The organism is Cryobacterium sp. TMS1-13-1, assembly GCF_004403125.1.
GTDB lineage: Bacteria > Actinomycetota > Actinomycetes > Actinomycetales > Microbacteriaceae > Cryobacterium > Cryobacterium levicorallinum.
Genome location: NZ_SOGX01000010.1, coordinates 1 through 25,748, shown reverse-complemented (window position 1 = coordinate 25,748; position 25,748 = coordinate 1). Strand labels below are relative to the sequence as shown.

Below are 25,748 nucleotides of genomic sequence, written 5' to 3'. Positions count from 1 at the left end.
AATCGGTCAGGGGCGGGAAGAGAAGGCAGGTTCGGCGAGGGTGACGATGTCGGAGTCATTCCAGCCGACGGCGACCCGGGCGCCGCGTCCATTGGTCGCCACGCGGTGCGCATCGTTTTGCTCGAGCACGACGATGCGCGTTCCGACGTCGAGGTCGACGATGAGCTGGGTGCTGCTTCCGACGTAGATGACCTCCGCGAGAACACCGGCCGCGGTGCGATCGGCGTTCAGGGGCAGGTTCTCCGTGGTCACGCTGATCTTCTCCGGACGCACCGAGTGGGTGCCGTTCCGGCCGAGCAGCGCGCGCGAGATGTCATCGACGAAGATATTGGACGTGCCCACGAAAGCGGCGACGAAGGGCGAGGATGGGCGCTCGTAGATCTCGGCCGGGGTGCCGAGCTGCTCGATCCTGCCCTCGTTGAACACCGCGATGCGGTCGCTGAGGGTGAGCGCTTCCTGCTGATCGTGGGTGACGAAGATGAATGTGATGCCGAGGTTGCGCTGCAGTTCCTTGAGCTCGACCTGCATCTGCTCGCGCAGCTTGAGGTCGAGGGCGCCGAGGGGTTCGTCCAGCAGCAACACCTTGGGTTGCACGACGGTTGCCCGCGCCAGGGCGACCCGCTGGCGTTGTCCGCCGGAGAGCTGGCTCGGCTTGCGATCGGCGAATCCGCCGAGCCGCACGGTGTCGAGGGCCGCTCGGGCTTGCTCCTGCCTGGCCCGTTTGGCAACCCCGCGCACCCGGAGCCCGTAGGCGACGTTATCGAGCACACTCATGTGCGGAAACAGGGCGTAGTCCTGAAACACGGTGTTGACGTCGCGGTCGAACGGCGCCCGGTCGGTGACGTCCTGTCCGAGCAGCGAGATCGTTCCACTGGTGGGCTGTTCGAAGCCGGCGATCAGGCGCAGCACCGTGGTTTTGCCCGACCCGGACGGCCCGAGCATGGAGAAGAATTCCCCCTCGACGATGTCGAGATCGACCCCGTCGACGGCATTGACCGAGCCGAAACTTTTGGTCAGGCCGCTCAAGCGGATGGCGGGCTGCGCACCGGTCACATTTGCTCCCTGCTCATTGAACATCTCCCTGCTCACTCACAGGGTAATCATATGGAGTTAGATGTCATGAAAGTGCGCCGTGATGTTACGGTCGTGTCACAACCTGAAATGAGCAGCCCATGCCGCAGTCCATCCGTGCCGGATCGGGAACCCGCGCGGCTATTTTCGCGCCGCTCGACGGTGCCGGCCGGGCCGAACTGGTGTTGCAGCGTCTCACCGACGCCATCGTGCTCGGGGTGCTGCACGATGGCGAACGTCTGCCGAGCGAGGCCGAGCTGGCCAGGCAGCTCGGCGTCGCCACGGTCACCGCCCGGGAAGCACTCGAGATTCTGCGTCGGAATAAGCTCGTGCACACCAAGCGCGGCCGCGACGGCGGCAGTTTCGTCACGTTCGCCGGGCGGGCCGCCAACGACCTGCAGGACGAACGACTGCTGGCCTCGTCACGGGTTCAGGTGCGCGACCTGGGCGTGCACTATTCCGCGATCGCCGGTCTGGCCGCCGAACTGGCCGCCGACCGCGCCAGTTCAGCCGATATAGACAACCTCGAGCGCATCCTCGATCGCTCCGATGCCCTCACAGCGGATGCCGCGCGCCGCGGTCAGGGTACGTTCCGTCTCGAGGTAGCCGCGCTGAGCCAGTCCGCCCGGCTTGTGCGCGAAGAACTGCGCTTGCAGGCCGAATTCGGCTCCCTGCTCTGGCTCAGCCTGAGCGAACCACTTCGGCGGGAACGCTGCCGTGCGGTGCAACGGGAGACGGTCGCCGCCCTCGTCGCCGAGAACGGCGCTCGAGCCAGGCAGCTCACCGTGAATCAGATCACCGACTCCATCGAGTGGCTGATCGAGGCCAAGTCAATCCTGGAACAGGAACCCGTGTCACCGATGCCAGCCAGAACAACGACACCGGAGCGCGAGGACACCCGCTCATGACGTTCGAACCGCTCCTGCACAACGAGGCGCACGGCTTCGCCAGCGTGTCCTGGATAGCGGCCGTCTTCGACCCGGTGTTCGCACGCCTCGAGGGCTGGGCCGCGCAGGTCGAAGACTGCGCCAGCCAGCCCGAGGGCGGCCGAACCACACTCGATCCCCTGATCGAGACCCTGGTGCGAACGGAATTCGCCGACGCCGATGGGATGATGATCGGAGCCGGTTTCGTCTCCGCGCCGAGCTTCCTGGGCTGGCACCTGGCCTGGTGGCTGGGCGGGCAGAACCCGGCGGGGTCTGCGCTGCCGGCCACCGGCATCCGTCATCTGGAAACGGTTGAAGACCCCCGCGACGAGAGTTTTCGCGACTACACGGCGTTGGAATGGTGGCGCGTTCCCGCCCAGACCCGGCGCCGCCACGTGACCGGGCCCTACGTGGACTATCTGTGCACCGATGAATACACCCTCACGTTGACCCTGCCGGTCTACCGCGGCGGGACCGAGCTGATCGGTGTGGTCGGAATCGACCTGTCGGTGGATCAGCTCGAGCGCAAACTCGTGCCGCGCCTCGGCGCCGGCGGTGTGCCGGTGACGCTCATCAACGCCAGCGCGCGGGTCGTCGTCTCGACCGACGCCCACCTCGCCACCGGCGCTCTGCTGCGCCTGCCGGGGCTGACCGAGCGCCTGCGCGACCCGGCGCCGACACCGGCTCTACTGGCCGATGGGGCACACGCGTTCCGGTGGTGCGGTCAGACCGGACTCGCCGTCGTTGTCGGCCCGGCCGCGGGTCAGCCGATCGAGGCGCCGAACACCCACCCGAGCAGATAGGTCACCGCGGCTGCGCCGAGGCCGATAACGAGCTGCCGCAGGGCACGCTTCAGCGGCGGCCCGCCGGAGAGCAAACCGACGACGGCGCCGGTCGCGAGCAAGGCCACGCCGACCAGGACGGTCGCCAGGATCATGGCCGGGTAGCCGGTCAGGCCGAACAGGTAGGGCAGCACGGGCAGCAGCGCTCCGGATGCGAAGAAGCAGAAGCTCGACAGGGCCGCGGCGGTGCCCGTGCCGATGGCTTCGTGCTCGTCGGGCTCGACGGCCGCGTTGGTGACCGCGGAAATCGGACCGGTCGCCGCATACGCGGTGGCCAGCACGCCACGGGCATAGGTCTCGGCCTCATCCTCGGACATACCGCGGGCCCGGTAGACCAGGGTCAGCTCGTTGGCGGCGAGGTCGAGGTGCGAGAGCACACTCTTGGCCGGTGCCGCCGGAGTGGATGCTTCGAGCAACTCCCGCTGGGACCGCACCGAGACGTATTCGCCAGCGCCCATCGAGAGCGCCCCGGCCAACAACCCGGCAATCCCGGTGAACAGAATCGTTGCAGCCGGTACGCCGGTGGCGCCGATGCCGAGCACGAGGGCCAGGTTGCTGACCAGGCCGTCATTGACGCCGAACACGGCGGCGCGAAAGGTACCGGACAGGCGTTTGCGACCGCGCGCGGCGAGGCCGCGCACGACCTCTTCGTGCACGGTTTCGTCGGCCGCCATCGCGTTAGTCGCGTCGGCATCCGCATCGTAGGGCGAGCGGCCCTCGGCCCGTTGGGCGAGAGCGAGCACGAACACCGAACCAAACCGGCGGGCCAGCAGCCCCAGAAACCGGGTGCGCAGGGCACCACGACGTGGCGAGCCCACGTCGCTGCCGAGCAGTTGGCGCCAGTGATCTTCGTGTCGTCCCTCGGCTTCGGCGAGGGCGAGCAGAATCTGGCGCTCCTCACCGGCCCGACGGTTGGCGAGGTCACGATAGACCGCGGCCTCAGCCCGCTCGTCGGCCAGGTATTGCCGCCACCGACGGATGTCCCGCTGCGATGGCTCACGCCCGACCGGCCCCGGAGCGGTCACGCCTCCGGCGCCGCTTCGAGGAAGCCCTGCGGAATGCGCGCCGAATCGTGCGGGCCGGAGCCATCGAGGCCGAAGAACGGTTGCTCGAACTGAACCACCCAGAACTTCTCTCGCACCACGGTCGGTGCGTACAGCCCAGACCCCTCCGACTCCCCCGCAGCCACGATCACACCGATCGGGTCGTCGATCAGGGAGTCGGGAAAGCGGGTGCGGTCGAGGTGCACGATCACCTGCACGCCCACGCCGAAAGCCTGAGTTGTCACGTGCTACTCGATCGCCTGGGCGCGTTCGAGCACGAGTTCGCGCACGCGCGCGGCATCCGCTTGGCCACGCATGGCCTTCATGACCGCGCCAATGACCGCGCCGGCGGCCTGCACCTTGCCATCGCGAATCTTAGCGAGCACGTCGGGCTGACCGAGCAGCGCGGCGTCAATGGCCGCGATGAGCGCGCCGTCGTCGGACACCACGGCCAGGCCACGGCTCTCGACGACCTCGGCCGGGGTACCCTCGCCGGCGATGACGCCTTCGAGCACCTGGCGGGCCAGGCGGTCGGTGAGCGTGCCAGCCTCGACCAGCTGGATCAGCGCGGCAAGCTGCTCCGGCGTGACGAGCGAGTCGGCCGCGACCCCGGCCACGTTGGCAAGCCGGGCGATCTCGCCGGTCCACCATTTGCGCGCAGCCTGAGCGGATGCCCCGGCGGCGACGGTCGCCTCGACCGCGTCGAGCAGGTCGGAGTTGACGACGTCCTGGAACTCGAGGTTCACAAAACCCCACGCGGCCTGCAGGCGCTTGCGGCGGGCCGCCGGCGGCTCCGGCAGGGTCAGCCGCAGCTCTTCGACCCAGGCGCGCGACGGCGCCATCGGCAGCAGGTCGGGCTCCGGAAAGTAGCGGTAGTCGTCGGCGTCGCTCTTGGGCCGACCGGCGCTCGTGATGCCGGTGTCTTCGTGCCAGTGCCGGGTCTCCTGCGTGATGGTACCGCCGCCAGACAGCACGGCCGCCTGACGCTGGATCTCGTAGCGCACGGCGCGTTCGACACTTCTCAGGGAGTTGACGTTCTTGGTTTCGGTGCGGGTCCCGAGCACGTTCGACCCGCGCGGGCGCAGGGAGACGTTGGCGTCGCAGCGCACGTTGCCCTCTTCCATCCGGGCGTTGGAGACGCCGAGCGCCTTGGCGATCTCGCGAATGGCCGCGACGTAGGTCTTGCCGATCTCGGGGGCGTCGTGTTCGGCACCCTCGATCATCTGGGTGACGATTTCGACCAGCGGCACGCCACCGCGGTTGTAGTCGACCAGCGAATAGTCGGCACCCTGGATGCGTCCGGTCGCACCACCCATGTGGGTGAGCTTGCCGGCGTCGTCTTCCATGTGGGCACGTTCGATCTCAACGGTGACCAAGCGGCCACTTTCGAGTTCGATCGTGATCGATCCGTCGTGGCAGATCGGGTCGTCGTACTGGCTGGTCTGAAAGTTCTTCGCCGTGTCGGGGTAGAAGTAGTTCTTGCGGGCAAACCGCGAGTGTTCCGCAATTTCACAACCCAATGCCAGCCCCAAACGGATGCTGGATTCCAGCGCCTTCTTGTTCACCTGCGGCAGTCCGCCCGGCAGACCGAGGCAGGTGGGGCAGGTGTTCGTGTTGGCGCCGGAGCCGAACTCGTTGGCGCAGCCGCAGAACATTTTGGTTTTGGTGTTGAGTTCGACGTGCACCTCGAAACCGAGCACCGGCTCGAACAATTCGAGCGCTTTGTCGAAGTCCATCAATTCAGCCCGGTTCTTTTTTTCTGCGTTAGGCATCAGACGGCTCCCTCTTCGCTGGCAAACATTTCGGTCGGGGTCAGGGCCGGAGCCTGGCTGAGCATGGTGTGCCCCCAGTTCGCCTCGAGCAGCTGCTCGATGGCGGCGCCGATGGTATAAAGGCGGGCATCAGCTTTGGCAGGCGCCATGATCTGCAGGCCGACGGGGAGGCCGTCTTCCGGCGCCAGGCCGATCGGGATGCTCATGCCGGGCACACCGGCGAGGTTCGCCGGGATGGTGGTGATGTCGTTGATATACATGGCCATCGGGTCGGCGAGCTTCTCCCCGAATTTGAACGCGGTGGTCGGGGCGCTCGGCGACATGAGCACGTCGACCTGGCTGAACGCGGCGGCGAAGTCACGCTGGATCAGCGTGCGCACCTTCTGCGCGCTGCCGTAGTAGGCGTCGTAGTAGCCGGCACTCAGCGCGTAGGTGCCGAGGATGATGCGGCGCTTGACCTCGGGGCCGAAACCGGCCTCCCGGGTGGCGCTCATCACGTGTTCGCTCGTGAGCGAACCGCTGGCCGGGTTGACCCGGATGCCGAAGCGCACCGAGTCGAAGCGGGCCAGGTTGCTCGACGCCTCGGCCGGCAAAATCAGGTAGTAGGCCGCGACGGCATACTCGAAGTTCGGGGCGGAAATCTCGGTGATCTCGGCGCCGGCGGCGACGAGCAGCGCGAGGGTCTCGTTGAACCGCTGGGTGACGCCGGCCTGGAAACCGTCGCCGGAGAGCTCTTTGATGACTCCAACGCGCACGCCCTTGAGGGCACCATCCTTGAGTCCGTCGCGGGCGGCGGCGGCCATCGACGGCCAGCTGTCGGTGAGCGAGGTGGAGTCCAGCGGGTCGTGGCCACCGATGACGTCGTGCAACAGGGCGGCGTCATAGACCGACCGGGAGACCGGGCCGACCTGGTCGAGGCTCGAGGCGAGCGCGATGGCACCGTAGCGGGAGACCCCGCCGTAGGTGGGCTTGACGCCGACCGAGCCGGTGACGGCGGCGGGCTGACGGATGGACCCACCGGTATCACTGCCAAGGGCAAGCGGTGCCTGGTAGGACGCGACGGCCGCGGCCGAGCCACCGCCGGAGCCGCCCGGGATGCGCTCGCGGTCCCAGGGGTTGCGGGTGATTCCGTAGGCGGAGTGTTCGGTGGAGGACCCCATGGCGAATTCGTCCATGTTGGTCTTGCCGAGCGGAACCAGGCCGGCCGCGCGGAGGCGGGCGACGACGGTCGCGTCGTAGGGCGGAACCCAGCCCTCGAGAATTTTAGACCCGGCGGTGGTGGGCATGTCCTGGGTGGCGAGCACGTCTTTGATCGCGATCGGTACGCCGGCGAGCGGGTTCAGCGCCTCGCCGGCTGCGCGGCGGGCGTCGATCTCGGCGGCGGTCGCCAGGGCTGCGTCAGCGGCGACGTACAGAAAAGCGTGCAGGTCGGTGTCGACGGCCGTGATGTGGTCGAGGTGGGCGCGGGTCGCTTCAACCGCGCTGACCTCCTTGCGCACCAGGAGGTCGCTGAGCGCGGCGGCGGAGAGCTTGGTGAGATAGGTCATGGTTACTCCTCGTCCAGAATGGCGGGCACGCGGAATTTGTCGCCAGCGCGGTCGGGGGCGCCGGACAGGGCCTGCTCGACCGTCAGCGACGGCACGACAACGTCCTCACGGTAGACGTTGGTCAGCGGCATCGGGTGGCTCGTGGCCGGGGTGTCAGCGGTGGCCACCTCGGAGACCTTGGCAATCGAGTCGACGATCTGGCCGAGGTCACGGGTGAGACTGGTGATCTCGAGGGGGCTGAGGTCGATCCGGGCAAGGTATGCCAAATGGGCAACCTGCTCGGCCGTGATTTCAGACATGGTGCTCCGATACGCATTGGGGTGGATAGTCCAATCCTATTCGCCAGCCGCCGCGCGCCCGATTCACCGACCGCACTAGGTGCGCACCCGCGCCCCCAGTGAAGTCCGTATCCGCTGCCCAGGACCGGCGCCGGCGCCGACACCGGCGCCGGCACCGGTTGGCGATTCGCGTTGATCATACGAAACCAGGCATCGCCGACGACGAGAGAAAAGTCTCCACTGAGCCAGAATTTCAGCAGGAAGTAACCGTGAAGTAGCACACTGGCAGATATGAGAGCAATTGTTGTTGAGCAGAATCCGGGCGGATCCGTGCTGTCGATGCGGGATCTGCCGAGCCCTGAACCGGGCCCGCGTCAGGTGAAGATCCGTGTGCGGACTGCGTCGGTGAACCGTGCCGACCTGGGCCAGCGCGCGGGAACCCACCAGCCGGTCAGCCCAGGCAGCGCTCCGGTCGTCGTGGGGCTGGATGCCGCGGGCGACGTCGTCACGGTGGGAAGCGAGGTGAGGGGCATACACGTCGGGGACCGCGTCATGGCCACCGTCAGTGGAGGATTGAGCGAGGAAGTCGTTGTCGACGCTGCGCTGGTTGTACCGATTCCGCCGGCGTGGACCTACGCGGAGGGTGCTGCTGCCATCCTCGGATTGATGACCGAGCACAACGCGCTCCGCACTGCGGGCGACCTCAAGCCGAGCGAAACGGTGCTCATTCATGCGGCGGCCTCAACGGTGGGGCTTCAGTGCGTACAGCTGGCAAAATACCTGGGCGCCGGACTCATCATTGCTTCCGTTCGCACAAACCGGGCAACTGACCTGCTCCGTTCTCAGGGTGCCGATCATGTGGTCGAGGTGGGCGAGGCCGGTTTCGCAGATCGGGTTTTGGAACTGACGGATGGCCGCGGGGTCGACGTCATCGTCGACCACGTTGGTGGCCCATATCTTGCGGACAATATTCGCTGCGCCGCACTCCTGGGACGCCTGGTCGGTGTCGGGCGCCTCGGTGGTGCCCACGGTGATCTTGATCTGGAAGCACTGGCCTTCAAACGATTGAGCATCATTGGGGTCACCTTTCGTACCCGTGACGCTGCCGAAAAAGCCGACATCGTCGCCGCGCTGCTGTCCGAGGTCGACCCGGCTTCCGAAGCACTGCGCCCATTGATTGATCGGATCCTGCCCTGGACCGAAGTCCAACAAGCGCAGGATCTCATGGCCGCGAACTCCCACCTCGGCAAGATCGTTCTCAGTGTTCTGAATACGTGAGCCAGACCGTCTGGAAATGCACACTAGGTAAGGAACCGCATGCGCGAAACTGACTTCTTCAACGGCGTTCAGGTGCCCGTCATTGGCCAGGGAACCTGGCATCTCGGTGAGGACGCCGCAAAGCGAAAGACCGAGGTGTCGGCCCTGCGCGCGGGGATCGACGCTGGCCTGACCGTGATCGACACCGCCGAAATGTATGGCGATGGCGCCTCGGAAGAACTGGTCGGCGAGGCCATCCGCGGTCACCGCGATGACGTCGTGCTGGTCAGTAAGGTTTACCCGCACAACGCGAGCCGCAGCGGCGTCGTGGCTGCGTGCGAGCGCAGCCTGCGCCGGCTCGAAACCGATCGGCTCGATGTCTATCTACTGCATTGGTCCGGCAGCTTTCCCCTGTCCGAGACCGTCGACGGGTTCGAACACCTGCGTGCGGCTGGCAAGATTCGAAGCTGGGGGTTATCGAATTTCGACCGGGATGATCTGAGGCGAGCACCAGACGGATGCGCCACCAATCAGGTTCTGTACAATCTCGGCAGTCGGGGCATCGAGTTTGACCTCCTGCCCTGGCAACAACGCCGGGGCATGCCGCTCATGGCCTATTCGCCACTCGGTCAGGGACCGACCCTGCTTGAGCATCCCCTACTGGCCGAAATCGGAGAGCGCCACGGAGTAACGGGTGCCCAGATCGCGCTCGCCTGGGTCATTTGGCACCCGGGCGTCATCGCGATCCCCAAGGCATCGTCGCTCGAGCACGTGCAGCAGAACGTCGGCGCGGGCGCGGTCGTCCTCGACGCCGAGGATTGTCTGTTGCTGGATAACGCATTTCCGGCGCCGCGCAGCAAGCAACCACTCGATATTCTGTGACGCCGTCGGCTCTTTTGTGAAGGCAATATTTGGCAGAGTCGAGTGCTCTCGATCCGTACGAGACAGACTGGGCGGTCCAGTGCGATCGTGATAGACCTGAGTTACACACACTTTCCGCGCAGTCTCAGGCTGTCGGACATTCATCCTGAGTACATCTCCGAGAGTGAAGACGGACCGTCCGTCTTCACGGTCATGAAATTCGAGGAGTGAAGAAAATGAAGGCAGTCGTTTATCAGGGTCCCAACGTGGTCAGTGTTGACGACGTTCCGGATGCCAAGATTGAACGTCCCACTGACGTTCTGGTACGCATTACGGCGACAAATATTTGCGGTTCAGATTTGCACATGTACGAGGGACGCACCGATTTCGCGGTGGGACGCACGTTTGGCCACGAGAACATGGGTGAGGTCATCGAGGTCGGTAACGGCGTCGATGCGGTCAAAGTCGGCGAGCACGTGGTGCTGCCGTTCAATATTTCCTGCGGGTTTTGCAAGAACTGCGAACGCGGTTTCACCAACTATTGCATGACCACACAACCAGATCCGGTCGGCGCGGGCGCCGCTTACGGCTTCGCCGGAATGGGTCCGTATCCCGGCGGGCAGGCCCAAATGCTGCGTGTGCCCTACGGCGACAATAACTGCCTGCGCCTGGGTGAAGACGCGGTAGAAAAGCAAAACGATTACGTGATGCTGTCGGACATTTTTCCTACCGGCTACCACGCTACCGAAATGGCCGGCGTGATGCCCGGTGACACAGTAGTGATTTATGGTGCGGGTCCGGTCGGGCTCATGGCCGCCCTGTCTGCCACGATCAAGGGCGCGAGTAAAGTCTGGGTTGTGGACCGTCGCCCGGACCGGCTGGCCCTCGCTGAGCAGATCGGTGCGATTGCCGTTGATGATTCGAAGACGGACCCGGTTCAGTTCGTACTGGACCAGACCAAGGGTATCGGCGCGGACCGTGGTTGTGAATGCGTGGGCTATCAGGCCCACGACCCACAGGGCACCGAAGATCCCGCCATGACTCTGAATCGGCTGATTCAGTCCGTGCGCATCACCGGGGGCATTGGTGTTGTCGGCGTTTTTCTGCCGGCAGATCCCGGCGGCTTCGACGAGAACGCCAAGCAGGGCAAGCTGGCCATTGACTACGGCCTGCAGTGGCTCAAGGGCCAGAGCATGGGCAGCGGCCAATGCCCGGTGAAGAAATACAACCGGCAATTGCGGGACCTGATTGCCGTGGGCAAGGCTAAGCCATCGTGGATCGTTTCCCACGAGGTCCCGCTCAGCAAAGCCGCGGACGCCTACAAGAACTTCAACGACCGCACCGACGGGTGGACGAAAGTCATCCTCAAGCCCGAGTAGGCCGCTGCCGAACGAACTCGCCGCAGCATCTGCATTGTGCTGTTTGCGCGGTGTGAAAATGCTCCGCCGGAAGACTCCGGCGGAGCATTCATCGTGGTTGTCGTTGACCGTGGTGACGCGGGGTGATTCGGTAGAGCGGGTCAGATCGGGCGCAGCCGACGGAGTTTCGCGGGAAATCAAGGAGAAGGTCAGTGGGGCGGCGCGGCGGAGGACTCGGGTGCCGGCGCCAACCCGGCCGGCCCCTCCGCGAGCAGGGTTCGAAACTCGTCGGCGTCGAGGATTCGGATGCCGAGGGTTTCGGCTTTGCCGAGCTTCGACCCGGCACCCGGCCCGGCAGCGACGAAGTCGGTGTTCTTCGACACGCTGGACGCACTCTTGCCGCCCGCGGCGATGATCGCCTCCTGGGCGCCCTCCCGGGTGAAGCCCTCGAGCGAGCCGGTAGCCACGACGGTCAGCCCAGCGAGCACTCCCCCGGCCGTCTCGGCCGCGCCTGGACCGGGGTGGCCCGGCGTGGCGAATTGCACGCCGGCCGCGGCCCACTGGGTGACGATGTCCACGTGCCAGTCCACCAGGAACCAGGCGAACACCGCGTCGGCGATAATGCCGCCGACACCGTCGACCTCGGCGAGTTCCTCGCGGGACGCCGCCCGAATGGCGTCGAGGGAGCCGAAATGGTTAGCCAGGGCGCGGGCGGCGACCGGGCCGACGTGACGAATATTGAGCGAGACCAGGATGCGCCACAGCGGCTTGGTTTTGGCCTTATCGATCTCGACGAGGAGTTTGAGCGCGTTCGAGGACGGTTGCGGGCCCTCCAGTCCCTGCTTCTTCTCGGCGGCCGTGGGATTGCGCTGGAAGGGCATGCGCTGCCGGGCTGTGCCGTCGTCGTCTTCCTTGGGCAGCCCGGTTTCGGCGTCGCGCACGATCACCTGGATCGGCAGCAGGTCGGCCAATTCGAGGTCGAACAGTCCAGCCTCGGTCGGCAGCGGCGGCCGCGAGGGCACGGTCGGCTGGGTGAGAGCGGAGGCCGCGACCTCGCCGAGCACCTCAATGTCGAGGCCGCCGCGGCTGCCGATGTGCTCGACGCGGCCGCGCACCTGGGCGGGGCAGCTGCGCGCGTTCGGGCAGCGCAGGTCGATATCGCCCTCCTTGGCCGCGGCCAGCGGGGTGCCGCATTCGGGGCAGTTGATCGGCATGACGAATTCGCGTTCGGTGCCGTCGCGCAGTTCCACGACCGGGCCGAGCACTTCGGGAATAACGTCCCCGGCCTTGCGCAGCACGATGGTGTCGCCGATCAGTACGCCCTTGGCCTTCACGACATCCTGGTTGTGCAGGGTGGCCTGGCGCACCTCGGAGCCGGCCACGAGCACCTTTTCCATCACGGCGAACGGTGTGGCGCGGCCGGTGCGGCCGACGCTGACGACGATGTCGAGCAGCTTGGTGTTGACCTGCTCCGGCGGGTATTTGTAGGCGATGGCCCAGCGCGGCGCGCGGTTGGTGGCGCCGAGTTCGGCGTGCAGGGCGAGCTCGTCGATCTTGATGACGATACCGTCGAGTTCGTGCACGACGCTGCCGCGGTGGGCTCCATAGTACTCGATGAACTCGGCCGCTTCGGCGACAGACTCGACCACGCGAAAGTAGCTGCTGGTCGGCAGGCCCCAGCTTTCGAGCAGGCCGTAGACCTCGGACTGGGCCTGCACGGGCGGGTCCTCCCAGGCGCCGATGCCGTGCACGAGCATGCGCAGCCGGCCCAGGCGGGCCTTCATCAGAACCAACTGGTCGGTGTTCTTGCCGGCGGCTTTCTGTCGCAGCGACCCGGCCGCCGCGTTGCGGGCGTTCGCGAACACCCGCTCTCCCGCGGCGGACTGCGCGGCGTTGAGTTCGTCGAACGCAGCCACTGGGAAGAAGACTTCGCCACGTACTTCCATCAAGGACGGATGCCCGCTGCCGGCCAGCCGAGACGGGATGCCGGGGACCAGGTCGATGTTCTCGGTGACGTCTTCGCCGACGACGCCGTCGCCGCGAGTGGCCGCCGAGACGAGCACGCCGTTGGCGTAGCGCAGGTTGATGGCTAGGCCGTCGATCTTGAGCTCGCACAGGTAGTGCACGGCGCGGCCGGAATTCTCCGCGGCCTTGCGAGCCCAGGTCTCGAATTCTTCGATCGAGAAGACGTTGTCGAGGCTGAGCATGCGTTCGGCGTGGGTGACCGGGTCGAACAGGGTCGTTTCGGCGCGCCCGCCGACCGTCTGGGTGGGGCTGTCTTGGCTTTGCAGCTCGGGGTAGAGCCGTTCGAGTTCGGCCAGGCGCTGCACCAGCCGGTCGTAGTCGGCGTCGGAGAAAACGGCCGCGTCCTGCCCGTAGTAGGCGTCGCGGGCAGCGAGCACGCGGGTGGTGATATCAGCAGCCTCGGCTGCCGCTGCGCTCAGCGCGTCAGGGGTGGAATCCGCGACGGACTCAGGCATTGACCGGGACGGGGCTGGCCGAAGCGGTAGGTGCTGAGACGGAACTGCCTGAAGAGATCGGTACGGCGCTGACCGTGCGGTCGATGGTGCACTGGCCGAGCACCCGAGTACCGACGTAGACGACGGCGGTCTGGCCGGGGGCGACGCCATTGAGTGGTTCGTTCGGAATGATGCGCAGTTCGACAGAACCGTCAACGCCGGTCACGGCCGTGGTCGACACAATCTGGGCGACGGCCGGAACCGGGTCGGCGTGAGCGCGAATCTGCACGTGGCAGGCGAATTCCACCTCTGGATGTTCGGGGGCGAGCCCGGCCCAGGTGTACTTGTTGCCGGCGATCTCCTTGATGGCGAGCGCCTCCTTCGGGCCGACGACGACGGTGTTGGTGATCGGGCGCACCTCGAGCACGAAGCGCGGCTTGCCGTCGGCGGCCGGGGTGCCGATCGACAGCCCTTTACGCTGGCCCACGGTGAAGGCAACGGCGCCGTCGTGCTGGCCGAGCGTGTTGCCCTCCCGGTCGAGAATGTCGCCGGTGACCGGGGCGACGCGTTCGCCGAGCCAGCCCTTGGTGTCACCGTCAGGAATGAAGCAGATGTCGTAGGAGTCGGGCTTGTTCGCCACCGAAAAGCCGCGTTCGGCCGCTTCTTTCCGCACCTCGGCCTTGGTCGGCGTGGCGCCGAGCGGGAACATGGAGTGGTTGATCTGGTCGGCGGTGAGCACGCCGAGGACATAGGACTGATCCTTGGCCCAGGCGGCCGCGCGGTGCAGCTCCTTGTTGCCGTCGGCATCCGTCAGAATGCTCGCGTAGTGGCCGGTGCAGACGGCGTCGAAGCCAAGGGCGATGGCCTTTTCGAGCAGGGCGGCAAACTTGATCTTCTCGTTGCAGCGCATGCAGGGGTTCGGGGTGCGGCCGGCCGCGTACTCGGCGATGAAGTCGTCAACGACGTCGAGCTTGAACCGTTCGGAGAAATCCCAGACGTAGTAAGGAATGCCCATGATATTGGCGGCGCGCTGGGCATCCATCGAATCTTCGACGGTGCAGCAGCCGCGGCTGCCGGTGCGCAGCGTGCCCGGCATGCGGCTCAGTGCGAGATGCACGCCAACCACCTCGTGCCCTGCTTCGACCGCGCGCGCGGCTGCGACGGCGGAATCAACACCGCCACTCATTGCTGCTAAAACCTTCACCCAACGAGTGTACGCGCCAGTGCTGACCCCGCAAACGTAACGGTCAGTGCCCGGGCACTCGATCGGCCATGCCTGCGGCGAGCGCCAGGGCGTGCGCCGCGGGCAGCGCCGCCAGCAGCGCGTCGACGTCGACGTCGGTCGACGTGTGCCCGAGCGTGATGCGCAGCGCCCCACGGGATTCGACCTCGCTGCGTCCCATCGCTCGCAGCACGTGCGAGGGCTCAGGCACGCCGGCCTGGCAGGCCGATCCGGTCGACACCGACACGCCGGCAACGTCGAGGGCGAACAGTAACGAGTCGCCCTCGCAGCCCGGAAAACTGAAATGGGCGTTGCCGGGCAGCCGGTGGGTCGGGTCACCGTTGAGCTGCGCCCCCGGCGCGACCAGGGCCACACCGGCGATGACGCGGTCGCGCAGCGCCATCAGGCGAGCGTTTACATCGCCGTGCGCTATGAGAGCGGATGCCGCCACCGCGAAGGAGACCGCCGCCGCGACATCCTGGGTGCCGCTGCGCACCTTGCGCTGCTGGCCGCCACCATGAATGAGAGGTTCGACGGTCGTGGCACGACCGAGCACGAGCGCCCCGATGCCGACCGGGCCGCCGACCTTGTGCGCCGAGACGCTCAGCGCCGACACGCCCGCGGCCGCGAGGATGCGAAAATCGACCGGTATATAGCCGTAGGCAGCGACCGCATCGACGTGCACCGGAATGCCGTGGGCTGCGGCGAGCGCCGCCACCTCCGCGACAGGTTCGATGGTGCCGACCTCGTTGTTGGCCATGATCACGCTGATCAGGGCGATATCGAGCGGGTCACGCGCAATGGCGGCCTCGAGCGCACCGAGGTCGATGCGGCCCCGGTCGTCGAGCGGAATCCACTCGACGATGGCGTCTTCGTGCTGAGCCAGCCACTCGACCGTGTCGAGCGTGGCGTGGTGTTCTCCGCCGGGAACCAGAATGCGCCGGCGTGGTGCGCGCGCCCAGTACAAACCCTTGATGCCGAGGTTGATCGCCTCGGTGCCGCTGCCGGTGAAGACGACCTCGATCGGGTCACAGGCGAGGCTCGCGGCCACGATTTCACGCGACTCTTCGAGCATCCGTTTCGCATTTTGACCCTGGCTGTGCACGGACGCGGGGTTACCGACGACCCCCATCGCCTCGGCGTAAGCGACAATAGCGGCGGGAAGCATGGGCGTGGTCGCCGCATGATCCAAATAGACAACCATCCCCCTATTTTACAGATGAGCGGATGCCAGTGCTGATCACGGCTTACTCTTGAACTCATGAGCTCCGCCGACCCCCTGCGCAATCTCGGCGTGCGCCTCACCAGCGCGGGTGGTGAACTGCGCGTCTGGGCCGAACACGCCGATGCCATGGACCTGTGTCTGTTCGACGACACCGACCCCAACTGGATCATCAAGAGCGTGCCGATGACCAAGGACGTGCACGGCGTCTGGTCCGGTAAATCTCGCACCCTGTCACCGGGACGGCGCTACGGCATTCGCGTCTCCGGTCCGGCGAACCCCAATAACTCCTTTCACCCGGAGAAAACCCTGATCGAGCCGTATTCCCGTGGTTTGGTGCGGGTCGGTGCCGGGCTGTGGCAGTCCTCGGTCGTCGATGACGCGTTCGACTGGAACGGTGCCACCAAACCGGCGACGCTGCTCGATCACACCGTCGTCTACGAAGCGCACGTGCGTGGGATCAGCCGGCTCAACCCGCTCGTTCCGGCTGCCCTGCGCGGAACCTACGCCGGTCTGGCCCATGAATCGACCATCCGCTACCTGACAGATCTCGGCGTGACCGCGATCGAGCTGTTGCCGGTGCAGGCCTTCGTGTCGGAGCAGCGCCTGATCAAACAGGGCCTGATCAACTATTGGGGCTACAACACCCTCAACTTTTTCTCGCCGCACGCCGACTATGCCACCCAGGCCGCCCAGTCGGCCGGTCCGGAAGCCGTGCTGCGGGAATTCAAGGGCATGGTCAAGCTGCTGCACGAGGCCGGGCTCGAGGTCATCCTCGATGTGGTCTACAACCACACCGCCGAAGAGGGACGCAACGGCCCGGTGACCAGCCTGCGCGGCATCGACAACGCCGCCTACTACCGCCAGGACGAGTCCGGTGCCTACATCGACGTGACCGGCTGCGGCAACACCGTCAACTTCAGCCATGATGTGCCCCGGCGGCTCGTGCTCGATTCGCTGCGGTATTGGGCGAACGAAGTGCAGATCGACGGTTTTCGCTTTGACCTGGCCGCGACCCTCGGGCGTGACGCCGGCGTCGTCTACGACCCGGAGCATCCGCTGCTGCGCGATATTCGTGACGACCCGGAGCTGGCCGGGGTGAAGCTCATCGCCGAACCCTGGGATGTCGGCCAGGGCGGCTGGCAGACCGGCAATTTTCCGCCCGGCTGGACCGAATGGAACGACCGCTACCGCGACCGCATGCGCGACTTCTGGCTGTCCGACATGCAGAGCCTGCGCCTGACCGGCTCGGCCGGCAGCGGCATCGGACGCTTCGCGACCCGCGTCGCCGGTTCGTCGAACACCTTCTCCAAAGAGCGCGGCCCACTCGCCTCGCTCAATTTCATCACCGCACACGACGGGTTCACGCTCGCCGACCTGACCGCGTACAACAGCAAGCACAACCTCGGCAACGGCGAGTCGAACCGCGACGGAACCGACAACAACAGCTCGTACAACCACGGCGTCGAGGGCCCGACCCGCGACGTGGCGATTCTGGCCACAAGGCGCAAGGCCATGCGTAATCTGCTCGGCACGCTGCTGTTGTCGGCCGGAATTCCGATGCTCACGGCCGGTGACGAATTCGGTCGCAGCCAGCGCGGCAACAATAACGCCTACTGCCAGGACAGCGAGCTGACCTGGCTCAACTGGGACTTCGACGACTGGCAGCAGGACCTGCACCGAGTCACCCGGCGGCTGCTGCAGCTGCGCCGGGAGAACCCGGCATTACGGCCGGTGCACTTCGGCCGGTTCGGCGAGACCACCCCGAGCGCCAGCCAACTGGACTGGTACAACATCGCCGGTGACGCGCTGCAGGGTGACGCCTGGAACTCCCCCACCGAACGCACCCTGCAGTACATGGCGGCGTCCACACCGGAGCACGAAGCCTTCAACCGCATCCTGCTCGTGGTGAACGCGCGCGAGCAGGATGAGACCGTCACCCTGCCCAAACACGAGGGAGTGGATGCCTACACGCTGCTCTGGGATTCCAGTCACGACGACCTGTGCGATTCGGTCATCGAGCATGCGCCGGGCGCTCGCCTGTTCGTGCCGGGGGCCTCGATGCAGCTGATGCGGGCGCACGGCGCGTTCGTTCCGCGCAGCACCGCGCGCCCCTGACCGACCAGCATGAGCCGGCCAGCGTGAACCGGTGGGCCGGCCGCAACCGCTAGTTCGCGACGGCGACCAGACCCATCTCGGCCGGGCTGATCAGCAGCGCGTTCTTGGGCACGACCCGCACGGTGTAGCCGAAGGCTCCGGCCCGGTCGAGTTCGACCGTTCCGGTGAACAGGGACGCTCCGCCGGCCGGTGCTTCCTTCAGCGAAGCCGGAGCGAGCGCCTGAATCGCGACATCGCGCAGTTCGTCGGTACCGAGGCTCTTGCCGTAGACGACTTCGACGGTCACATCGTCGGCGGACAGCCCGTTCAGCTGCACGTGCGCCCGCAGGTGCAGGTCGTCGCCCACTTCGGGCACCGAGGAGACCCCGCCGGATTCGACGTGGGTCACGGCAACCTGGGGCCAGGCGGAGACGATCTTGCCCTTCCAGGCAGCCAGTTCGCGGGCGGCCCGATAGTTGTTGGTCGACATCAGCGCCTCAAAATGACCGGCCGGACGGTACAGGCGCTGCACGTACTCGCTCACCATCCGATCCGCTGACAGCTGCGGTGACAGCGTGGACAGCGTGTGCCGAATGTTGGAGACCCAGCGTTCGGGCACGTCGTCGGCGTTACGCTCGTAGAACATCGGCGCGACCTGGTGCTCGATCAGCTCGTAGAGCGCTTCGGCCTCGAGCCGGTCACGTTCAGCGGAATCCCCGGCGGAATCGGCCGAGGGAATCGCCCAGCCGTTCTTGCCGTCGTAATATTCCGGCCACCAACCGTCAAGGATCGACAGGTTGAGCGCGCCGTTCAGCGCAGCCTTCATGCCGCTCGTGCCGCAGGCTTCGAGCGGGCGGAGCGGATTGTTGAGCCAGACATCCGTTCCCGGATACATCAGTTGGGCCATCGCAATGTTGTAGTCCGGCAGAAATGCGATGCGGCTGCGCAGCGCCGGGTCGGCGGCGAACTGCACGATCTTCTGGATCAGCCGTTTGCCTTCCTCGTCGGCGGGGTGCGATTTGCCGGCAATCACGATCTGAATCGGATGCTCCGGGTGCAGCAGCAGGGCACGCAACCGCTCTGGGTCGTGCATCATCAGGGTCAGTCGCTTGTAGGTGGGCACGCGGCGGGCGAATCCGATGGTCAGCACGTTCGGGTCGAAGACCCGGCCGATCCAGGCCGGGGGGATGCCGCCCGGGTTCTGGTCGCGCCAGGCGTTCAGCAAGCGCCGGCGGGCATCCTCGACGAACTGCAGGCGCATCTGACCGCGCACCGACCAGAGATCCTGGTCCGAGACCTCGCCGGAGGCCCAGTTGGCCGTTGACGTGTCACTGGTGCCGAGTTTATTGAGCGCGAGGCTCTTGAGCGCAGGGTCGGTCCAGCTCGGAGCGTGCACGCCGTTCGTGATCGAGGTGATCGGGACATCCGCTGAATCAAAACCGGGCCAGAGGCCGTTGAACATGCGGCGGCTGACCTCCCCGTGCAGGGTCGACACGCCGTTGGCGTGCTGGCCCAGGCGCAGGCCCATGATGGCCATGTTGAACACGTCGGAGGAACCGCCGGCGTAGCTTTCGGCCCCGAGAGCGAGCAGGTCCTCGACGTCAACGCCGGGCAGCAGGTCGGTGCCGAAATAGCGGCGAACCAGGGAGCGTTCAAACCGATCGATGCCGGCGGCGACCGGGGTATGGGTGGTGAAGACGGTTCCGGCGCGGGCCACCTGCAGGGCTTCCTGAAAGCTCAAGCCCTCGCCGATCAGGCTCGAAATGCGCTCCAGACCGAGAAAACCGGCGTGGCCCTCATTGGTGTGGAACACTTCGGGTTCGGGCAGACCGTGCAGCGAGCTCCACAGTTTGACGGCGCGTGCGCCGCCGATGCCGAGCAGCAGCTCCTGCAACAGGCGGTGTTCGCCGCCGCCGCCGTAGAGCCGGTCGGTGACCAGGCGCAGGTCGTCGGCGTTTTCGGGAATGTCGGCGTCGAGCAGCAGCAGGCGCACCCGACCGACCTTGGCCTGCCAGACCCGGGCATGCAGGGTTCGGTCATCCGGCAGGGCGAGCGAGACCTGCACTGCAGAGCCGTCGGCTCGGCGCAACACGGAGAGCGGCAGCCCGTCGGGGTCGAGCAGCGGGTAGCTTTCCATCTGCCAGCCGTCCGGCGAGATGGCCTGGCTGAAGTAGCCGGCGCGGTAGAACAGGCCAACGCCGACGAGTGGCAGGCCGAGGTCGGAGGCGCTCTTGAGGTGGTCGCCGGCCAGAATGCCCAGGCCGCCGGAGTACTGCGGCAGCGCGGCGGCGATACCGAATTCCGGTGAGAAATACGCGATCGCGGCGGGCTTCTCGCCGGCGAGGCTCTGATACCAGCGCGGCTGCTCCAGATAGTCGCGCAGGGCGTCTCGGGCGGAGTTGACCTCGGCCACATAATCGTGGTCCTGGGCGAGATCGTCGAGACGGTGCGGGTCGACGGCGCCGAGCAGGGCGACCGGGTCGGTGCCGATCTCGCGCCAGAGCTCGGGGGCGATGCGCTCGAACAGCTGGCGGGTGGGCTCGTGCCACGACCAGCGAAGATTGCCGGCAAGCTCCTCCAGCGCCGCGAGGGGCGCGGGGAGGACGGCACGGACGGTAAATTTGCGGATGGCCTTCACGAGGTCAACCTTAGGGGTGCCAGATGACGAACACGTAACGCCGAATGTTCGCGTCCCGAGGGCGAGGCTGGCGCGAGGCGAGCATGATTGCCACGCTTTCACGCTACGGTCATTCTGTGGCCAAGACAGCAGCAAAAAAGACGATCCTGCCGACAGCATCGAGCAGCGCCACGGCCGGTGCGTCTCCACAAGAGGCTAGCGGTGCCTCCGGCGCAGCCATTGGCCGTATCCCCGTTCTCGACCTCTCGCCTCAGCTGAACGACAACCAATGGCCGGCCCGCGCCTTCGCCGGCGAGGTCGTCCCATTTGGCGCGACCGCTTTTCGTGAGGGCCACGACCTGATCGGCGTCGACCTGCAGCTCACGGCGCCCGACGGCAGCGAAACCCGGCATCCCATGCTGCTGCAGGGCGAGGGGACCGACCGCTACGGCGTGCAGGTGCTCCTCGGCGTCGCCGGCCACTGGCGGTATCGGGTGCGTGCTTATGCCGACGAGTTCGCCACCTGGGAACACAACGCGCAGATCAAGGTTCCGGCCGGCATCGACGTGGAACTCATGTTCAGCATCGGCGGCGCGCTGCTGCAGCAGGCCGCCATCGACCAGAATCGCCTGCTCGCGGCCCGCCGCCTGTTTCAGGCCGCAGCGACCGCCCTCGCCGACACCAGCAAGCCGGCCGCCGCACGACTACTCGCGGTCTCGGATGCCGCGCTGCGGCAAGCCATCGCCGCTCACCCCCTCGCCGGGCTGGCTTCGCTCTCGGCCGAACGCACCATCATCGTCGAACGTGCCAGGGCTGGGGTGGGCTCGTGGTACGAGTTCTTCCCGCGCTCGGAGGGCGCCGTTCGGCAAAAAGATGGCAGCTGGAAGAGCGGAACGTTCCCCACCGCCGCGAAACGCCTGCCCGCCGTCGCGGCGATGGGGTTCAACGTGCTGTATCTGCCGCCGATCCACCCGATCGGGCAGGCCTTCCGCAAGGGTCCAAACAATTCACTCACAGTCGCCCCCGGTGATCCTGGCTCGCCGTGGGCGATCGGCTCGGCCGACGGCGGCCACGATGCCATCCACCCCGACCTCGGCACCGTCGCCGACTTCAAGTCCTTCCTGAAAAAGGCCGCCGGTCTCGGCATTGAGATCGCCCTCGACTTTGCCCTGCAGGCCTCCCCCGACCACCCCTGGGTGCAGCAGCACCCGGAGTGGTTCACGACCCTGCCCGACGGCTCCATCGCCTACGCCGAGAACCCGCCGAAAAAATACCAGGACATCTACCCGATCAATTTCGACAACGATCCGGCCGGCATCCGGCTCGAGGCGCTGCGCCTGCTCCGCTACTGGATCAGCCTCGGCGTGCGCATCTTTCGGGTCGATAACCCCCACACCAAGCCGCTGGACTTCTGGGAGTGGCTGATCGCCGAAGTCAATCAGACCGACCCCGACGTGGTGTTCCTGGCCGAGGCGTTCACCCGCCCGGCGATCATGCAGGCGCTCGGCAAGGTCGGCTTCCAGCAGTCGTACACCTACTTCACCTGGCGCAACACGAAGACTGAGCTCGAGGAATTCTTCGACGGCCTCGCCAACGACACGGCCAATTTTCTGCGCCCCAACCTGTTTGTGAACACGCCGGATATTCTCACCGAGTACCTGCAGTTCGGCGGCCCGGCCGCGTTCAAGATTCGCGCGGCCCTCGCCGCTACGGCAGCGCCTAGCTGGGGCGTCTACTCTGGTTTCGACCTGTTCGAGAACGTCGCCCGGCCCGGCGCCGAAGAGAGCATCGACAACGAGAAGTACGAGTATCGGCCGCGCGACTGGAGCAAGGCCGAGGAGCTCGGCAAGTCCCTCGCGCCCTACCTCACCCTGCTCAACCGCATTCGGGCCGAGCATCCGGCGCTCGCGCAACTGCGCAACCTCGACATCCACGCCAGTGACGACGACTCGATTCTGGTCTACAGCAAGTACCTCGACGCCGCGTTCACCGGCACCGGCCAAGCGGATGCTCTCATAATCGTCGCCAACGTCGACCCGCACTCCGTGCGCGAAAGTATCGTGCACCTCGACGTCACCCGGTTCGGCATTGTCCGCGGTGAAAACTTCGACGTGCACGATCTGGTCTCCGGAGCCACCTGGACCTGGGCGGCCGACAACTTCGTGCGACTCGACGCCTTCACAGAGCCGGTGCATATTCTGCACGTCACACCGCACACTTCGGCCCCAGCATGAGCGGTCACAAAGAAAAAGACAAGAAACACAAGAAACACAAGAAGCACGAGTCCACGGATACGAAGGGTCAGGCAAAGAAAATCGACGGCAAGAAGGCACAGTCCCCGAAATCCGGGCCGAGCACAGTCCAGAAGAACTCGGCCCCGATCGAACCCGCGACCATACCCGAGCACGTGCTCGAGGCCGTCGCCGCCGGCCGGTACTACAACCCGCACGAAATCCTTGGCCAGCACCTCGCCCACCAGACCGGCGTGTCCGACCCGCGCGTCTCCATCCGGGCGCTGCGTCCGCTCGCCACCGAGGTGTTCGCGATTCTCGCCAACGGGTCGCACGTTGAGCTGGCCCACCTCGCGCACGGCATCTGGCAGGGCGAAAGCACCGTCGGGCTCAGCGACTATACGATCGAAGCCCGTTATGAGTCGGCGCCACCGTGGATCTGCGACGACCCCTACCGCTTCATTCCGACCCTCGGCGAACTCGACCTGCACCTGATCGGCGAGGGCCGCCACGAACGCCTATGGGACGTGTTGGGAGCACACCACCGTCAGCACCAGGGCGTCACGGCCAGTTCGACCGGTACCTCGTTTGCGGTCTGGGCGCCGCACGCGCAGGCCGCGCGGGTCATCGGTGACTTCAACGGGTGGAGCGGCTCTACCCACGCCATGCGCAACATGGGCAGCACCGGCGTGTGGGAACTGTTCATTCCGGGCCTGGCGCTCGGCACCAACTACAAGTTCCAGCTGCTCGCGCAGTCCGGCGCCTGGGTCGATAAGGCCGACCCGATGGCCCGCCTCGCCGAAGTTCCACCGCAGACGGCGTCGGTCGTTACGGCGTCGAACTACGAATGGGCGGATACCGAATGGCTCGCCAACCGTAGCGCCACCGATCCGCACAACCAGGCCATGAGCATCTACGAGATGCACGTGGGCTCCTGGCGACCCGGGCTCGGCTACCGGGAACTCGCCGACGAGCTGGTCGGGTACCTGAACGAACTCAGCTTCACGCACGTGGAATTCATGCCCCTGGCTGAGCATCCGTTTGGCGGATCGTGGGGCTATCAGGTCAGCGGCTATTACGCGCCGACCAGCCGGTTCGGCTCGCCAGACGACCTGCGCTACCTGATCGACCGACTGCACCAGGCCGGCATCGGCGTAATCATGGACTGGGTGCCCGGCCACTTTCCGAAAGACGACTTCGCCCTCGCCCGCTTCGACGGCCAGGCCCTGTATGAGCACCCGGACCCGCGCCGCGGTGAACAGCTGGACTGGGGAACGTACATCTTCGACTTCGGTCAGATGCAGGTGCGCAACTTCCTCGTCGCCAATGCCCTGTACTGGCTCGAGGAATTCCATATTGATGCCCTGCGCGTCGACGCGGTCGCCTCGATGCTCTACCTTGACTATTCGCGGGAAGACGGCCAGTGGGAGCCGAACCGGTACGGCGGCAACGAGAACCTCGAGGCGATCAGCCTGCTGCAGGAGATCACCGCGACCGCCTACAAACGCAACCCCGGCACCATCATGATCGCTGAGGAATCCACCAACTGGGGCGGGGTCACGGCGCCGACCAGCGGCGGCGGGCTCGGCTTCGGGTTCAAGTGGAACATGGGCTGGATGCACGACTCGCTCGAGTACATGCAGGTCGACCCGATGTACCGCTCGTACCACCACAACGACATCACGTTCTCGTTCATCTACGCGTTCAGCGAGAATTTTCTGCTGCCGATCAGCCATGACGAGGTCGTGCACGGCAAGGGCGCCCTGGTGTCAAAGATGCCCGGCGACTCCTGGCAGCAGCTTGCCAACGTGCGCGCCTACCTCTCGTTCATGTGGGCGCACCCGGGCAAGCAACTGTTGTTCATGGGCAGCGAGTTCGGACAGCGGTCGGAGTGGAGCGAGGAGCGCGGCCTGGACTGGTGGATGCTCGACCAGCCGGCGCACCGCGGCCTGTTCAACCTGGTCGGTCAGCTCAACCGGGTCTACCGCGACAACGCGAGCCTGTGGAGCCGCGACAACGACCCGGGTGGTTTTGAGCTGCTCGACGGCGGTGCCGCGAGCCAAAACATCGTGTCGTTCCTGCGTTGGGACAACCACGGCGTTCCGGTCGCGTGCTTCTTCAACTTCGCCGGGCAGCCGCACACGGACTACCGGGTGGGGCTGCCATTCGCCGGAGCGTGGGAGGAGATTCTCAACACGGATGCCGGCGACTTCGGTGGTTCCGGGGTGGGCAACCAGGGCAGCGTCGAGGCATACAACGAGCCCTGGGCCGGTCGCCCCGCCTCCGCGACCCTGACCCTGCCGCCCCTGGCCGGTCTTTGGCTGCGCCTCCGCCGCTAACTCCCCGACCCTCCATTTCGGGGGCTGCGCCCAACGACAGCAATCTGGCGACGCAGCATTCACTGAGAATCGGTGCTGTTCAGCCTGTCCGTCGACCCTAGAACGGTGGGGGCTCGGTGGGGTCGGTGTCCCACGCGGTGTTCCAGCTGCCGTTCCAGTCGCTATTCCACGGGTCGCTGATCGGTTCGGCTGGCGGCAGCGGTGCGGGCGGGTCGGGCGGTGGTGGGGCTGGTGGTTCGGGTGGGGCTGCTGCCGGTGGTGCTGCTTGTTGTCGCGTTGGGTTGATGCGGGTGGCGGGGTCGGTGGCGTAGTGTTTGCCGGCGGGGCTGGTCCAGTGGACGGTGCCGTCGGGGTCGGCGACGGCTTTCCAGGCGCTGAAGTGTTTGAGGTTGTGGTGGGCGGGCGAGAGGAAGTGGAGGTTGGTGGCGGTGGTGGGGCCGCCGAATTGTTTATCGATGGTGTGGTCGAGGTCGGAGTGGCCGGCGGCGCGGTTGCAGCCGGGGAAGCGGCAGGTTCCATCGCGTAGTCGCAGGTATTTCTTCAGCGCCGCCGGCACGCGGAACGGGGTGGAGCTGACGTCGAGGACGATGCCGGTGTGCGGGTGGG

Annotated in this window: 19 protein-coding genes; 8 read left to right on the top strand and 11 right to left on the bottom strand. The window is 66.2% G+C overall.

Features of this window, described 5'->3' with window-relative positions; all coding sequences use genetic code 11:
* Positions 1-6: 6 nt before the first annotated feature.
* Positions 7-1,077 carry an ABC transporter ATP-binding protein gene (locus tag E3T31_RS09380; RefSeq protein ID WP_134468514.1) on the bottom strand — a complete coding sequence of 357 codons (1,071 nt, stop codon included), beginning with the start codon at positions 1,075-1,077 and terminating at the stop codon, positions 7-9.
* Between the two features lie 95 nt (positions 1,078-1,172).
* Between E3T31_RS09380 and E3T31_RS09375 the strand changes: the two genes are divergently transcribed.
* Both E3T31_RS09375 and E3T31_RS17775 read left to right on the top strand, forming a co-directional pair.
* Positions 1,173-1,979 carry a FadR/GntR family transcriptional regulator gene (locus tag E3T31_RS09375; RefSeq protein WP_134468513.1) on the top strand — a complete coding sequence of 269 codons (807 nt, stop codon included), beginning with the start codon at positions 1,173-1,175 and terminating at the stop codon, positions 1,977-1,979.
* On the top strand, positions 1,976-2,800 hold the full coding sequence (locus E3T31_RS17775; protein WP_166788455.1) for a cache domain-containing protein: 825 nt from the start codon (positions 1,976-1,978) through the stop codon (positions 2,798-2,800). Before E3T31_RS09375 ends, E3T31_RS17775 begins: the two co-directional genes overlap by 4 nt.
* Here E3T31_RS17775 and E3T31_RS09370 read toward each other — a convergent pair.
* From E3T31_RS09370 to gatC, 5 genes are read right to left on the bottom strand one after another with little or no spacing between them, the layout of a single operon-like run.
* Entirely contained in the window at positions 2,761-3,864 is a 1,104-nt protein-coding gene (locus E3T31_RS09370) for a VIT1/CCC1 transporter family protein (RefSeq protein ID WP_134468512.1), read from the bottom strand. The two genes, E3T31_RS17775 and E3T31_RS09370, sit on opposite strands and share 40 nt — an antisense overlap.
* Positions 3,861-4,127 (bottom strand): hypothetical protein, encoded by a 267-nt coding sequence (locus E3T31_RS09365; RefSeq protein ID WP_134441146.1) that lies wholly within the window; start codon positions 4,125-4,127, stop codon positions 3,861-3,863. The genes E3T31_RS09370 and E3T31_RS09365 overlap by 4 nt, the downstream gene beginning before the upstream one ends.
* A gap of 3 nt (positions 4,128-4,130) precedes the next feature.
* Positions 4,131-5,654: an Asp-tRNA(Asn)/Glu-tRNA(Gln) amidotransferase subunit GatB gene (gene gatB / locus E3T31_RS09360; RefSeq protein WP_134468511.1), complete on the bottom strand. Its 1,524-nt coding sequence runs from the start codon at positions 5,652-5,654 to the stop codon at positions 4,131-4,133.
* Complete coding sequence (gene gatA / locus E3T31_RS09355) at positions 5,654-7,201, bottom strand: Asp-tRNA(Asn)/Glu-tRNA(Gln) amidotransferase subunit GatA (protein ID WP_134468510.1); 1,548 nt, start codon at positions 7,199-7,201, stop codon at positions 5,654-5,656. The genes gatB and gatA overlap by 1 nt, the downstream gene beginning before the upstream one ends.
* Positions 7,202-7,203: 2 nt before the next feature.
* On the bottom strand, positions 7,204-7,500 hold the full coding sequence (gatC, locus tag E3T31_RS09350; RefSeq protein ID WP_092451940.1) for an Asp-tRNA(Asn)/Glu-tRNA(Gln) amidotransferase subunit GatC: 297 nt from the start codon (positions 7,498-7,500) through the stop codon (positions 7,204-7,206).
* Between the two features lie 270 nt (positions 7,501-7,770).
* Here gatC and E3T31_RS09345 point away from each other — a divergent pair, with 270 nt between their 5' ends.
* The 3 genes from E3T31_RS09345 to E3T31_RS09335 all read left to right on the top strand — a co-directional run bounded on the left by E3T31_RS09345 (position 7,771) and on the right by E3T31_RS09335 (position 10,976).
* Positions 7,771-8,757 carry a zinc-binding dehydrogenase gene (locus E3T31_RS09345; protein ID WP_134468509.1) on the top strand — a complete coding sequence of 329 codons (987 nt, stop codon included), beginning with the start codon at positions 7,771-7,773 and terminating at the stop codon, positions 8,755-8,757.
* 39 nt (positions 8,758-8,796) lie between these two features.
* The gene (locus tag E3T31_RS09340) at positions 8,797-9,618 is read left to right on the top strand and encodes an aldo/keto reductase (protein ID WP_134468508.1); all 822 of its coding nucleotides are present in this window, start codon (positions 8,797-8,799) and stop codon (positions 9,616-9,618) included.
* Between the two features lie 215 nt (positions 9,619-9,833).
* Positions 9,834-10,976 (top strand): glutathione-independent formaldehyde dehydrogenase, encoded by a 1,143-nt coding sequence (locus E3T31_RS09335; RefSeq protein ID WP_134469200.1) that lies wholly within the window; start codon positions 9,834-9,836, stop codon positions 10,974-10,976.
* Between the two features lie 188 nt (positions 10,977-11,164).
* On the opposite strand, the gene ligA is transcribed toward E3T31_RS09335, so the two are convergent.
* The 3 genes from ligA to E3T31_RS09320 form a co-directional block, all read right to left on the bottom strand.
* Positions 11,165-13,435: an NAD-dependent DNA ligase LigA gene (gene ligA / locus E3T31_RS09330; protein ID WP_134468507.1), complete on the bottom strand. Its 2,271-nt coding sequence runs from the start codon at positions 13,433-13,435 to the stop codon at positions 11,165-11,167.
* The gene (mnmA, locus tag E3T31_RS09325) at positions 13,428-14,600 is read right to left on the bottom strand and encodes a tRNA 2-thiouridine(34) synthase MnmA (RefSeq protein ID WP_134468506.1); all 1,173 of its coding nucleotides are present in this window, start codon (positions 14,598-14,600) and stop codon (positions 13,428-13,430) included. Before mnmA ends, ligA begins: the two co-directional genes overlap by 8 nt.
* A 61-nt stretch (positions 14,601-14,661) precedes the next feature.
* A complete protein-coding gene (locus tag E3T31_RS09320) occupies positions 14,662-15,840 on the bottom strand; it encodes a cysteine desulfurase family protein (RefSeq protein ID WP_134468505.1) in 1,179 nt (392 codons plus the stop codon).
* A gap of 57 nt (positions 15,841-15,897) precedes the next feature.
* Between E3T31_RS09320 and glgX the strand changes: the two genes are divergently transcribed.
* Complete coding sequence (glgX, locus tag E3T31_RS09315) at positions 15,898-17,976, top strand: glycogen debranching protein GlgX (protein WP_134468504.1); 2,079 nt, start codon at positions 15,898-15,900, stop codon at positions 17,974-17,976.
* Between the two features lie 49 nt (positions 17,977-18,025).
* On the opposite strand, the gene glgP is transcribed toward glgX, so the two are convergent.
* Complete coding sequence (glgP, locus tag E3T31_RS09310) at positions 18,026-20,593, bottom strand: alpha-glucan family phosphorylase (RefSeq protein ID WP_134468503.1); 2,568 nt, start codon at positions 20,591-20,593, stop codon at positions 18,026-18,028.
* A gap of 116 nt (positions 20,594-20,709) precedes the next feature.
* Here glgP and E3T31_RS09305 point away from each other — a divergent pair, with 116 nt between their 5' ends.
* Together E3T31_RS09305 and glgB are read left to right on the top strand one after the other, a co-directional pair.
* Positions 20,710-22,806 (top strand): alpha-1,4-glucan--maltose-1-phosphate maltosyltransferase, encoded by a 2,097-nt coding sequence (locus E3T31_RS09305; RefSeq protein WP_370304418.1) that lies wholly within the window; start codon positions 20,710-20,712, stop codon positions 22,804-22,806.
* The gene (glgB, locus tag E3T31_RS09300) at positions 22,803-25,142 is read left to right on the top strand and encodes a 1,4-alpha-glucan branching protein GlgB (RefSeq protein ID WP_134468501.1); all 2,340 of its coding nucleotides are present in this window, start codon (positions 22,803-22,805) and stop codon (positions 25,140-25,142) included. Before E3T31_RS09305 ends, glgB begins: the two co-directional genes overlap by 4 nt.
* 97 nt (positions 25,143-25,239) lie before the next feature.
* Here glgB and E3T31_RS17770 read toward each other — a convergent pair.
* On the bottom strand, positions 25,240-25,748 hold a 509-nt coding region (locus E3T31_RS17770; protein ID WP_166788454.1), incomplete at its 5' end, for an HNH endonuclease signature motif containing protein.